This is a genomic window from Asaia sp. Ae19-3 (assembly GCF_059801175.1).
The window spans coordinates 1,393,557-1,406,535 of the sequence record NZ_JBCHWF010000001.1 but is presented as its reverse complement, the minus strand read 5'-3'; the positions used below and the strand labels follow the sequence as shown (position 1 = coordinate 1,406,535).

Genomic DNA, 12,979 nt, shown 5'->3' with positions numbered 1-12,979 from the left:
TGCAGCCCTCACAAGACAAGCGGAAAGCCTGCTTCTACCCCATGAAACCGATCATAGTCATCCCATCGCGTCTGGCGTCGACGCGCCTGCCTAACAAGCCTCTCGCCGAGATCGATGGCAAGCCCATGATCCTGCAGGTGGCGCTTCGTGCGCTGGCTGCCGGGATCGGTCCGGTGCTCGTGGCTTCCGGAGATGCGGCCATTCTCGATGTTCTGGCCGGTCACGGCATCGAGGGCGTGTTGACCGATCCGAAGCTGCCGAGCGGGTCAGACCGGGTTCACGCGGCCCTGCAAAGCCATGATCCTGAGCGGCATCATGATGTCGTGATCAATCTGCAGGGCGACCTCCCACTGATCGATCCGTCCTGCCTAGCCTCCGCTCTGCTTCCCGTGGCTCAGGGCGGTTTCGATATCGGTACGCTTGTGGCAGCCGTCGAGACCGAGGAAGAGGCTACCCGCGATTCAGTGGTCAAAGCCGCCTGTGCTTTCGGGGAAGGGCGAGCAATCGCAAGGGCGCTCTACTTCTCGCGTCGCGCCATTCCGTGGGGAGCGGGGCCTCTCTGGCATCATGTAGGCGTCTATGCCTGGCGCCGCGACGCTCTGGCTCGTTTCGTTTCCCTGCCACCATCGGGGCTCGAGAAGCGGGAATCGCTGGAGCAACTTCGCGCGCTTGAAGCCGGTATGAGCATTGGCTGCGTGGCAATTGACGAGGCGCCGCTTGGCGTGGATACGCCTGAAGACCTTATTCGTGTTCGTCAGGCGCTGCGCTCATGACCCAGATCATTGCTTTTCAGGGGCGCCCCGGCGCCTATTCCGACCTGGCCTGTCGCACCGCGCGGCCTGGCTGGGAAACCCTGCCTTGCCCCAGCTTTCAGGCTGCGATCGATGCTGTGCGCGAAGGACGGGCGACGCTGGGCATGCTGGCCTGCGAGAATTCCCTGGCCGGGCGGGTGCCGGAGATTCATGCTCTCCTGCCGGAGGCCGGGTTACCGATCATCGGTGAGCATTTCCAGCGCGTCGAGCACTGCCTGCTCGGTCTGCCAGGCACGCGTATCGAGGATCTGCGCCGTATCCATACCCATCCGGTGGCTCTCGGGCAGATACGCGACCTGATTCGCGAGCTGGGTGTCGAGGCATGCTCGGCCTTTGACACGGCGGGCGCTGCGGAGATGGTTGTTCAGTGGCAATCACGCGAGGACGGGGCGATTGCGTCTTCACTGGCAGCAGAACTGAATGGCCTCGAGATTCTGCGTGCCAATGTCGAGGATGCGGCCCATAATACCACGCGTTTCTATCTGGTCGCGCGTGAAGCGGTATGGCCTTCCGCCGAGGCAGAGCGTGTCATGACGACACTGGTTTTTCGTGTGCTCAATCGCCCCGGCGCGCTTTATCAGGCCTTGGGTGGTTTTGCAGAGAACGGGGTGAACATGACCCGTCTTGAAAGCTATATGAGCCCTGGCACCCTGACGGCGACAGGCTTCCTGTTGGATGTCGAGGGGCATCCGGAACAGGATTCGTTGAAACAGGCACTCTCGGTGTTGCGTGAATGCAGCGAGAATATCGCGATACTCGGCGTCTATCCGGCAAGCCCATCACGCTATCCTGAATAGGGGCTGTCAGGGCGATATCCATTTGACAGCGCCGTTTAGAGTTCTATTTAGCAGCAGGTTTGTTTAACGCGGCAGGTGAGGGCTCATGGCACGGAACAAGGATTTCAAGGGGTCTCTGACCGCGCTGCTGACGCCTTTCCGCGACGACGGCACTGTCGATCTCGCGGCACTTGGTCGTTTCATCGACTGGCAGATCGATCAGGGCACGTCTGGACTTATTCCGGCCGGAACGACGGGCGAAAGCCCGACGCTCACCCATGACGAGCACGCCCTGGTTGTGGCGCATACGGTCAAAATATCCGGCGGTCGCGTGCCGGTTATGGCTGGTGCAGGCTCGAACAGCACCCACGAGGCGATCGGCATGGCGCGCCATGCGAAAGCCGTCGGTGCCGACGCCCTGCTGGTTGTCGCCCCCTATTACAACAAGCCGACGCAGGAAGGGCTGTATCAGCATTTCATGCTGGTGGCCGATGCAACCGATCTGCCGCTTTACGTCTATAACGTGCCCGGCCGTTCTGTTGTTGAAGTTCTGCCTGAAACGATGGCCCGTCTGGCAGAGCATCCGAACATTGTCGGCACGAAGGACGCAACTGCCAATCTCTCTAGGCCGCTGCAGCTTCGCCACCTTCTGGGTGACAAGCCTTTCACCCTGTTGACCGGCGATGACGGGACGGCGGTATCGTTCCTCGCTGCAGGTGGCGCGGGCTGTATCAGTGTAACCGCCAATATCGCCCCCCGGCTTTGCGCAGATATGCATGAAGCCTGGCAGGCAGGCGATGTGGCGCGGGCAATGGAAATCCAGCAGCGTCTGACGCCGCTTCATGACGCCATGTTCTGCGAGAGCAATCCTGGCCCGGTGAAGTATGCGGCCTCGAAGCTCGGTCTGTGCACACCGACCGTTCGCCTGCCTCTTTGTGAACCCGGCGCCGCGTCTTGCGCTGTCATCGAAGAGGCCCTCAAGAAGACGGGCCTGTCAGGATGAATTGTGGCTGAAAAGAAGAAATCCGGTCTGATCTCGCATGGCATCGCCTCGCAGAACAGAAAGGGCCGGTTCAATTATACCATTCTCGAAACCGTCGAAGCGGGGATCGTCCTCAAGGGCCCGGAGGTCAAGAGCCTGCGCATGGGGCGGGCGACGATCAACGAGGCCTATGCCGGTGAGCGCAATGGCGAAATCTGGCTGCTGAACTCCTATATCCCTGAGTATCAGGGAGGTGTGCTGTCGCGCTTCGATACGCGCGCACCGCGCAAGCTTCTGTTGCACAAGAAGCAGGTCGATCATCTGCTCGGTGCCGTCTCACGATCCGGGGCCTCGCTTGTGCCGCTTGATATTCACTTCAATGCGCGCGGCGTTGCCAAGCTGACATTGGGGCTGGGTCAGGGGCGAAAGAAGGAAGACAAACGTCACGCTATTGCCGAGCGCGACTGGCAGCGTGACAAGGCTCGTCTTCTGCGAAGCAAGGGCAAGGATTACTGAGGGAGCTTCTGTCGTCGTAGGTCGCCACAAAGCGGGTCATGAGCAGGCAGCGTCTTGTAAAAAGCCACATCAGGTTTCGGTGTGGCTTTTTTCGTACGCAGATGGCGACTCTATACTGCCTGCATGATGAGTTAACCTGGTAGTTCCGAAGTAAGAAACAGTCGTTCGTTGACTATAAGTTGCAGATCACAGGCACAAAAAAAACCCGGCACTGAGGCCGGGTTTTTCTGGAAGACAAAGCCGATCAGGCGATGTTGATGTCAGCTGCCTCAGGACCCTTCTGGCCCTGAACGACCTTCACATCGACAGCCTGGCCTTCATTAAGGCTCGACAGGCCCGAACGCTCCAGAGCGGAAGCGTGAATGAAGATGTCCTTGCCGCCGTTTTCCGGCGTGATGAAGCCGAAGCCCTTCGTGGCGTTGTACCACTTGACGATGCCGCGCAGCTCCTGAGCCTGCGACAGATCAGGTGCCGGACGAGCCGGACGACCGCCGCCGAAGGACGGGCGCGGACCAGCCGGGTTGAAGGCAGCGCGGGGGCGCGGCACTTCTTCGGTGCTGGTGTCAACTGTGAGAACTTCAGCAACCTGTCGACCCTTGGGGCCCTGGCCGATGCGGACGTTCAGCGTGGTGCCCGGATTGACGCTGGAATGACCAGCGCTGGACAGCGCGTTTGCATGGAGGAAAACGTCGCCCGATCCATCAGCGAGTTCGACAAAGCCGAAACCCTTTTCGCTGTTGAACCACTTGACGCTGGCGCCTACTTCCGGGCCTGACGCCAGAACCTGGGGGCCGCCCGAAGGGGGACGACGATTTTGCATCCCACCACGGTCACCGCCGAAGGAGGGGGGGGCCATAAAATCGTCATCGAATCCGCCGCGGCGCGGGGAACGTGGGCTGCGGTCGGTACGGTTGCTTCTCAACGGTCTAATCCCGAGATCTGAGCGGTGATCCATCGTCGTGAGAATCACCAGTGTTGTAAGTCGAAACGCTGTGCACGAGCCTGCCGAGGTGAGTGCAACGGGCGATGTCCACAGGGGTTTCGAGGGAACCCTAACACGGTTTTTTCAAACTATGCCACTGGAAAACGTGGCTCGATTACCACGATTTTCTTTATATCGCGTTTTTATGAGCAGATCGTCTTTTCGTTCCTGTCTGCCACTGTTTCCTGATACGTAGAATGAGATAAGGTAGTAACTTACTATTTCAGAAAGGGATGGATTTGCGCTGTTCAAAGTCGCGCTGGCCGAAAGCCAGGCAGGTCACGACAGGATCGCTCTCGGCTCTTGGTCTCGTGCTGGCCGGTGCTTCCGCGGCCCAAGCTACACCCAAGCAGGACCCCTACGGCACCTGGACTCTCCAGGGCGAGAATGACGCTGTCTCGACCTTCAAGGGAACGTCGGACCAGTATTACACCTCTGGTCTGCGCTTCAACTGGACGTCGGGCACAGACAACCTGCCCAAGCCTTTCGCTGATGTGAACCGCTTTCTGCTCGGCAACGGTGTGCAGCGTGTCAGCCTAGGCGTGCAGCAGCTTATCTACACGCCGCGCGACACGCAGGCTGCGCAGCCTGCTTCCGGCGACCGGCCTTACTCCAGCCTTCTGCTCGGTACGGTCAACTTCATCAACGATACCGATCTTTCGCGCAGCGTTGCTGGCATCCAGTTCGGTGTGATGGGGCCTGCGGGTCTGGGCCGTCAGCTTCAGAACGGCTTTCATGGCGCGATTGGCGACACGAAAAACCGGGGCTGGCACACGCAGCTGCAGAACCAGCCGATCTTCCAGATTCAGGCCGGCCGCATCTGGCGCCTGCCTGTCGTCAATCTGTACGGTATCAGCGCCGATGTGCTGCCCGCCATCTCCGGCGCTGCTGGCGATTATCGCACCTATGCCGACGCTGCTGGTACCTTCCGTATCGGACAGGGGCTGGACAGCGATTTTGGCAATGCAACGATCGGGCCGGGCCTTGATGGTACAGATGCTTTCGTCGCAACCCGTCCGGTTGCCTGGTATCTCTATGGCGGGGTTGAGGGGCAGGCTGTGGCCTATGACTCGACCCTGCAGGGCAACACGCTTCGTGATAACTCGCCGCATGTCAGCAAGACCTGGGATGTTGGCATGATCCATGCCGGTCTCGCGGTCATGTGGCACGGCGTGCGCCTGTCCTACAGCCAGAACTGGCAGACAGCCCAGTTCAAGACTGCCAAATCCGGTCTGTTCAACTACGGATCGCTCAAGCTCTCGGTCAAGTTCTGATCCGGGCGCAAATGCGGCCGGGTCAGCCCGGCCGAAAAAAAAGGCCATGGCACCTCGCGGTGTCATGGCCTTTTTTATGCCCTGTGGGCGCCAGACGTGACGGTCAGAGATAATCGGTGGTGGGGATACCAAGCAGATAGCCCTGGACTTCTTCACAGCCATAGGAGTCGAGAAAGGCCATCTGCCTTTCGGTTTCGACGCCCTTGGCGCAGCAGGAAATGCCGAGGCGACGGGCCATCTGTATGGTCTGGCCCATCACTTCATTCACGCGACGGTCGTCATTCAGGCGCTGCATGAAGGAACGGTCAAACTTGATCTGGTCGACCGGAAAATTGGCCAGACGCTCGAGCGAGGAATAGCCAGCGCCAAAATCGTCGAGCGCAACATGCACGCCCAGGGCGCGCAGGCGGGAGAGTTCCTGATAGGCGATATCTCGAGGCCCGAAAGAGCGCTTTTCGGAAAGCTCGATCTGAAGCCGTTCAGGGGCGAGGCCCGTCTCACGCAGAACGGTTTCGACCATGGCCGACAAGCGGCGTTTGGCGAGCCAGGTCGGAGAGATATTGACGCAGACACGGAGCGGATGACTCCATGACACGGCGGTCTTGCAGGCCGTTTCGAGGCTCCATTGATCGAGCTTTTCGATCAATCCGCCGTTTTCTGCGCATTGTATGAAGACTTCGGGGGGCACCTGACCCGTGCCGGGCCGCTCCCAACGCAGCAAAGCCTCCAGGGCAACAACTGTCTGGGTACCTGATGCGATGATGGGCATCCAGTTAAGCGAAAACTCGCCGCGCTCGCTGGCGTTGATCAGGTCGCGTTCGAGGCCGGATGTGCCGACCAGCGCAGCGATGCTGGTCAAGCTTGCGCGTCTTTCATGAGCGCCGCCATGAAGGCGAACTTCCGCCATTGCGGCATCGACTGCCTGAAGAAGAGAGGCCGCATTCGCGCCGTCTTCAGGGAAAAGCGCCCAGCCGATCGAGAACGAAGCCTGGATTTCGCTGTCTTCGACGCGGATGGAAGGAGCAAGTGCCTGTCGGATATAGGAGATGAGGGTGCGTGACGTCACCAGAGACAGCCCTGGTGGTGATACGACCAGAATACTGCCGCCGCCAGCATAGCTCAGAAAAGCATGCTGGGGCAGGATTGCCTTAACGCGTCCGATAGCCTCATCAATGATGCGATTGGATGTTTCCCATCCGTAGCGCAGATTGAGCGTGTTCAGATGGTCGAGGTCGATCGCCATGACCGCAAAACTGCTCTTGCGGGATTCGCTCGTGGTGGTGGCGATCAGCTGTTCGATATGCGCAGCGCAGAGGCTTCGGTCGGGCAGATCGGGGCGCCGCGTCTGCAAGGTCTGATTGCGCAGGATCGTCCGGGCACAGACCGCTAGATAGGGCGCGAGTTCACGCAACTCGGATTCTTCGACACTGAGAGGGATGTGAGCAAGGAACGTGAGGTCTGTGTCGAGTGCGAGGCCGAGTTCGTAACCGCTTCCGGTCTTGTTCAGATAAAGCTGATCAGGGCTGGCGCAGACGGTTCTGACGCAGGCCGGCGTGATCTTTTTTTCCTGGTCCCAGTCACTGGCGATCTCTATGAGATCGTCCTCACTGTCATAGCCGCAGATGCAGATCGCCGAGGCACTCAACAGCCGGCGCGCGATTTCGAGTATCGCTGTTTGCGGCAAAAGCTGTTTATTCAGTGACATAACGCATCTCTCTCACGGGGAAACCCGCTTATGTAAGACAACGCAGGCTTGGGCAAGTATGCACAATCTTTAGTCAAAAGGCCATATGGCACATTATTTCAAAGATTTAAATAAGTATAAAATCCTTTGGTATTCATGGGCTTATCCCGAACGATTGATACGTTTCATGTCATCTCGGTCAAATATTTTGAGTTGCATTTGAAATTCTTTCGCAATTTCGTTCATTGTTGCGGTTTTTTCTGAAATAATAACTGCGTCGCGATGCGCTTCATGCAGTAGAGACTCAGCATCTACTCCTTCGGTTAGACGAAAAAAGGGCAGGCCGGACTGACGATTTCCGGCCATGTCACCGCCGCCACGCAGTCTGAAATCCCTTTCGGCAATCACAAATCCGTCTTCGGTCTCGCGCAGCAGGGCGAGGCGCTCCTTTCCCGTTGCGCCGGTCGCATCGTCATAGATCAGCAGACAGTACGATGTCGCGGCCCCACGACCTACGCGGCCACGTAGCTGGTGAAGCTGGGCGAGGCCGAAACGCTCGGCATGTTCGATGACCATCACCGATGCATTGGGGATATCGACCCCGACCTCAATGACCGTGGTGGCGACCAGAAGCCGCGTCTCGCCCTGTCGGAACCGGTCCAGCTCTGCCTGCCTCTGGGCAATTTCCTGCCTGCCATGGGCAAGGCCGACGGGCACGGAAAGGCGGAGCGAGAGATCGCCCCAGCGCGCTTCGGCCGCCGCCACATCAAGGACCTCGCTTTCCTCAACAAGGGGGCAGACCCAGAAGATCTGGGCTCCGCGATTCAGGATCCGCGTGATGCCGCCGATCACCTCATCGAGCGTTGAAAGCGGGTGCAGCGAAGTCTGGATCGGTTTCCGCCCGGGCGGTTTTTCGTCGAGCCGGCTGACGCTCAGATCGCCCCATTGGGTCAGGAGCAAGGTTCGGGGTATGGGGGTCGCGGTCATGACCAGAATATCGGTCTGCTCACCCTTGGCACCCAGCATTGATCTCTGTTGCACGCCGAAGCGATGCTGCTCGTCAATAACGGCCAGAGCGAGATCCTGAAATACCACTTTTTCCTGAAACAGGGCATGGGTGCCGATTACGATCCTCGCCGACCCGTCTGCTATGGCGTCAAGCGCCAATCGACGTGCCTTGCCTTTCACACTGCCGGAAAGATAGACGCAAGAGACGCTTGTCAGGCGAGAGAGCGTCTCAAAATGCTGGCTTGCAAGGATTTCGGTTGGCGCCATCAGGGCTGCCTGAGCGCCTGATTCGACCGCGCGCAGCATGGCAAGAAGCGCAACCAGTGTCTTGCCTGCACCCACATCTCCCTGAAGCAGACGCATCATCGGTGCAGGGGCTGCGAGATCAGCGTCGATTTCTGCCAGCGCCCTGATCTGGGCGCCCGTCGGTCGATGCCCGAAGCGGGTCAGGGTTTCGGCGCGCAGGCTATCATCACCACGAATGACGCGACCTGTCTGGGCGCGCGCTTCGCGCCGCGCCATGGCGATGGAGAGCTGATCGGCGAGGCACTCGTCATAGGCCAGTCGCTCGCGTGCCGGCAGGGCAAGGCTCGACCAGTTCTGATCTCCATCGGTTGAGGGCCGGTGCAGCGTCTCCAGCGCCTGGGTAAAACCCGGCCAGTCATGGCGTGCGAGGCGGTCGGCAGCGATCCATTCGGGCAAAGGCGGCATCAGATCGAGCGCCTTGTGTACTGCCCGTCTCATGACCGAGGGGAAAAGACCCGCGGTGAGCGGCCAGACCGGGTCGATAGGCGGGATCGTCTCGCGGCGCGCCCAGCCCAGCATGTAGTCGGGATGGGGCATGGTGAGGGAGAGGCCATAGCGTTCGAGCCGCCCGGAGACAGCAAGTTCGTCGCCCACCGCGACGGACCGGACGAATGACTGATGAAAGAACAGGATCTCGATTTCATCCGTGTCATCACAGGCGCGAATACGGAAAGGCTGCCGCGGGCGCGAGGGTGTCGCGATATCGAGCACGCGCAGCCTTGCGGTAAGCGTGGCGCCGGGCATCAGCTGCTCGCGGGCCTCGCGCAGGGTCAGTACGGTTCTTCGGTCGGTATAGCTTGTCGGAAGGGTGAAAAGGAGGTCGATGATACGCGGGCCGCAGGCAACCTTGCGTAGCAGATCGGCGTAACGAGGGCCGATGCCGGGCAATGTGGCCAGCGGGGCGAGCAGGGGCGAAATGCTTGACGACTCTGGGTGCATGGCCTTCGCGGAACATGGGCTGACAGCAGGAAACGCACAGGCTATAGGATAGAACTGTCATGGAACAAAACGAAACCATCGTCTGGCAGTCTGCCTGCATCGTGGTGCGCGTGCTTTGGATTTCTGAATGACCGATACCCCCAACTGGCCGATCCTCTGGGGCGTGCCGGAAGCCTATACCGCGTTCCTCCTGCGTCGCCGCCTGGGCGAACATGATGGGCCGCTTGTTCATGTCGCTCGTGATGACGCCGCCGTGGCGGCCCTTGCCGATATGCTGGCCTATGTTGAGCCGGATGTAACCGTGCTGCGCTTCCCTGCCTGGGATTGCCTGCCCTATGACCGCGTCTCACCCAATCCGGCCATAACGGCAGAGCGCGCCGCCACATTGACGCGCCTGCTCGAACCGGCGGGAAAGACGCGTCGCATCGTCTTGACGACGGTCCACGCGCTGGTGCAGCGCGTGCCACCCTGCGACGCCTTCCGCAATCAGGCCATTGCGGTGAAAAAAGGCGAAGCGCTCGATCAGGCGATGCTCATCGAATTGCTGATCGCAAGCGGCTACACGCGCACCGATACAGTCATGGAGGCCGGCGAGTTCGCCACGCGAGGCGGTATTTTCGACCTTTTCCCGGCAGGGGAGAGCGAGCCGATCCGTCTCGATCTGTTTGGCGATGAGGTGGATAATATCCGCCGTTTCGACGTTGCCAGCCAGCGTTCGACAGAGACGCTCGACGCGTTCAAACTGCGCCCCGTGTCGGAATATGCGCTGAGCCCCGATGCTATCAGCCGTTTTCGCTCGTCCTGGCGCGATCTGTTCGGTCCGTCCTCTGCTTCCGATGTCGTTTACGAGCATGTCAGCGAGGGGCGTCGCTTCCCCGGACTGGAGCACTATATTCCGCTCTTTCACGAGCATATGGACACGCTGATCGATTATCTGCCCGAGGCATCGGTCAGTATCGATCATCAGGTGCCTGATATTCTCAAGGCGCGGCTCGAAATGATCGCTGATCACTTCGAGGCCAGAAAAGCGCCGGCACGCGAGGGCGAGGCCATTTATCGCGCCCTGCCATCTCATCTGCTCTATCTCAACCGAACCGGCTGGGACGCGATGCTGGCCCGTGTGCCCTGCATCGCGCTCAATCCTTTCGCGAAACCCGACGCGACTGAGGGGCTGGATGCCGGAGGGCGCCCTGGCCCGATTTTCGTGCGGGGCAAGGATGGCACGCGCGAGGGGGCTTTCGAGGCATTCCGCACCCAGATTGAGGCGTGGGAAAAGGCCGGGCGGCGATGCTACGTGACGGCCTGGACCAAAGGTTCGCGCGAGCGAATCGCCTCCTTGCTGAGGGAGCATCGCTTCACCGTCGAATTGCATGACAGCTGGGCGTCGGCTGCCGGTATCGCGCCCGGCATCGTGGGGCTTGTTGTGCTCGGGCTCGAGCGAGGCTTTGTGGGCGACCGCATGGCGTTTATCTCGGAGCAGGATCTGCTGGGCGAACGCATCGCCCGTCCGCCCCGTCGCAAGCGCCGCGCCGAGCAGTTCATCACCGAAGCGTCTGAAATTGCCGAGGGTGATCTGGTTGTTCACGCCGATTACGGCATCGGTCGTTACGAGGGGCTCGAGACGGTCAGCGATGGCGTGGCGCCTCATGATTGTCTGAGACTGCTTTATGACGGCGCGCAGAAGCTGTTCCTGCCGGTTGAAAACATCGAGTTGCTGAGTCGCTTCGGCTCCGATCAGGGGGGTGTTGCGCTCGACAAGCTGGGTGGTCAGGCCTGGCAGGCGCGCAAGGCCAAGATGAAGGAGCGCATCCGCGACATGGCGGGTGAGCTGATTCGCACAGCCGCCGGTCGTGCCATGAAAGAGGCGCCATCGCTGATCCCGGCCGAAGGATTATGGGACGAATTCTGCGCGCGCTTTCCTTTTGTCGAAACAGAGGACCAGTCGCGCGCCATTGCGGATGTGCTCGAAGATCTCACCTCTGGCCGTCCGATGGATCGCCTGGTCTGCGGTGATGTCGGGTTCGGCAAGACCGAAGTGGCGCTTCGCGCCGCCTTTGTCGCGGCGCTTTCAGGCGTTCAGGTGGCGGTGGTTGTGCCGACCACCCTTCTGGCGCGTCAGCATTTCCGTAGCTTCTCGACGCGGTTCGAGGGCTTCCCTGTTCGTGTTGCCCAACTGTCGCGTCTGGTAACGGCAAAAGAGGCCGCCGAGACCCGTCGCGCCCTGGAGGCGGGGGAAGTCGATATTGTGGTCGGTACCCATGCGCTGATCGCCAAATCGGTCGCCTTCGGCAATCTTGGCCTGCTGATCATCGACGAAGAGCAGCATTTCGGTGTTGCCCATAAGGAGCGTCTCAAATCGCTGCGTGAAGATGTGCATGTGCTGACGCTGTCAGCCACGCCGCTTCCCCGCACGCTTCAGCTCTCCCTGAGCGGGGTGCGCGAGATGAGTCTGATCGCGACACCGCCCACCGACAGGCTGGCTGTGCGCACCTTCATCACGCCATTCGATAGCGTGATGATACGTGAGGCCATCCAGCGCGAGCGTTTTCGTGGCGGGCAGGTCTTCTGCGTCGTACCTCGTATCGAGGACATGGATCGTATGGCCGAGCGCCTGCGTGACATTGTGCCTGACGCCAAGACCGTCCAGGCCCATGGGCGTCTCACCCCCGCCGAACTCGAACGAGTCATGACCGAGTTCTCCGACGGGCGCTACGATGTTCTGCTCTCGACCAATATCGTCGAAAGCGGGCTCGATATGCCTGCGGTGAATACGCTCATCATCCATCGCGCCGATATGTTCGGTCTCGGCCAGCTCTATCAGCTTCGCGGCCGTGTCGGGCGAGGCAAGCAGCGTGGCTATGCCTATCTGACCTGGCCCCAGAGCCATCGTCTGTCTGTCGCTTCCGAAAAGCGGCTCGAGATCATGCAGACCCTCGATACGCTGGGCGCCGGCTTTACGCTTGCATCGCACGATCTCGATCTGCGTGGTGCGGGTAACCTGCTCGGTGACGAGCAATCCGGTCATATCAAGGAGGTCGGTATCGAGCTCTATCAGCAGATGCTCGAGGATGCCGTTACCACCATGCGTCTGCAGCGCGACCAGAAGCGTGCGGAAGACAAGGATTGGACACCCAATATCATTCTCGGGCTGCCGGTCCTGATTCCCGAGACCTATGTCCGCGATCTGCCGGTGCGTCTGGGCCTTTACAGGCGTATTGCAGGGCTCGAGGGGGAGGCTGAACTCGATGCCATGCGCGCCGAGATGGTCGATCGCTTCGGCTCCTTGCCGCAGGAAGTCGAAAACCTGCTCGATGTCGTGATCATCAAGCGGCTCTGCAGCGCGGCCGGGGTCGACCGTCTGGAGGCTGGGCCGAAAGGAATGGTCATTCAGTTCCGTAACCGCAAGTTCCGCAATCCTATGGGGCTTCTCAAATGGGTTGAGCGCCACAAGGATCAGGGGGTGAAACTGCGCACTGACCAGAAACTCGCTGTGGTGCGTGAAATGACCAACGCCCAGCGCATTACCATGGCGCGCAAGGTCATGGGCGCCCTGAAGAAACTGGCGGAGAAGGCGGATAGCTGAGTCGCGAGGAATAAGGGGCGCCCCGTGTCTTTGCTTCCTTTTCCCGGAGGTCGGGATTCAAGGCTGAGTTGCCCCTTGGCGGAAGCCGGGGCAGGGACCGATAGACGCAACTTATCC

At 60.2% G+C, this 12,979-nt stretch carries 9 protein-coding genes; 6 read left to right on the top strand and 3 right to left on the bottom strand.

Translation table 11 applies throughout. From position 1 onward, the window contains the following. Positions 1 to 41 precede the first annotated feature (41 nt). The 4 genes from AAID99_RS05975 (at position 42) to smpB (ending at position 3,086) form a co-directional block, all read left to right on the top strand. Positions 42 to 773, top strand: a complete 732-nt coding sequence (locus AAID99_RS05975) for a 3-deoxy-manno-octulosonate cytidylyltransferase (protein ID WP_188427096.1) — start codon at positions 42 to 44, stop codon at positions 771 to 773. Beyond that, positions 770 to 1,609, top strand: a complete 840-nt coding sequence (locus AAID99_RS05970; RefSeq protein ID WP_188426890.1) for a prephenate dehydratase — start codon at positions 770 to 772, stop codon at positions 1,607 to 1,609. The genes AAID99_RS05975 and AAID99_RS05970 overlap by 4 nt, the downstream gene beginning before the upstream one ends. Positions 1,610 to 1,694: 85 nt before the next feature. After that, positions 1,695 to 2,591, top strand: a complete 897-nt coding sequence (gene dapA / locus AAID99_RS05965) for a 4-hydroxy-tetrahydrodipicolinate synthase (RefSeq protein ID WP_188426889.1) — start codon at positions 1,695 to 1,697, stop codon at positions 2,589 to 2,591. Continuing rightward, entirely contained in the window at positions 2,592 to 3,086 is a 495-nt protein-coding gene (gene smpB / locus AAID99_RS05960; protein WP_188427095.1) for an SsrA-binding protein SmpB, read from the top strand. 244 nt (positions 3,087 to 3,330) lie between these two features. Here smpB and AAID99_RS05955 read toward each other — a convergent pair whose 3' ends face one another. Beyond that, complete coding sequence (locus AAID99_RS05955) at positions 3,331 to 4,008, bottom strand: cold-shock protein (protein WP_498493419.1); 678 nt, start codon at positions 4,006 to 4,008, stop codon at positions 3,331 to 3,333. A gap of 299 nt (positions 4,009 to 4,307) precedes the next feature. On the opposite strand from AAID99_RS05955, the gene AAID99_RS05950 reads away from it, so the two are divergent. Continuing rightward, positions 4,308 to 5,342 (top strand): lipid A deacylase LpxR family protein, encoded by a 1,035-nt coding sequence (locus tag AAID99_RS05950; RefSeq protein ID WP_498493418.1) that lies wholly within the window; start codon positions 4,308 to 4,310, stop codon positions 5,340 to 5,342. Between the two features lie 103 nt (positions 5,343 to 5,445). On the opposite strand, the gene AAID99_RS05945 is transcribed toward AAID99_RS05950, so the two are convergent. Next, a complete protein-coding gene (locus AAID99_RS05945; RefSeq protein ID WP_498493417.1) occupies positions 5,446 to 7,047 on the bottom strand; it encodes a putative bifunctional diguanylate cyclase/phosphodiesterase in 1,602 nt (533 codons plus the stop codon). 141 nt (positions 7,048 to 7,188) lie between these two features. Next, positions 7,189 to 9,279 (bottom strand): ATP-dependent DNA helicase RecG, encoded by a 2,091-nt coding sequence (gene recG, locus AAID99_RS05940; RefSeq protein ID WP_188426885.1) that lies wholly within the window; start codon positions 9,277 to 9,279, stop codon positions 7,189 to 7,191. Positions 9,280 to 9,406: 127 nt separating this feature from the next. Here recG and mfd point away from each other — a divergent pair, with 127 nt between their 5' ends. After that, positions 9,407 to 12,862 (top strand): transcription-repair coupling factor, encoded by a 3,456-nt coding sequence (gene mfd, locus AAID99_RS05935; protein ID WP_498493416.1) that lies wholly within the window; start codon positions 9,407 to 9,409, stop codon positions 12,860 to 12,862. Positions 12,863 to 12,979: the final 117 nt, after the last annotated feature.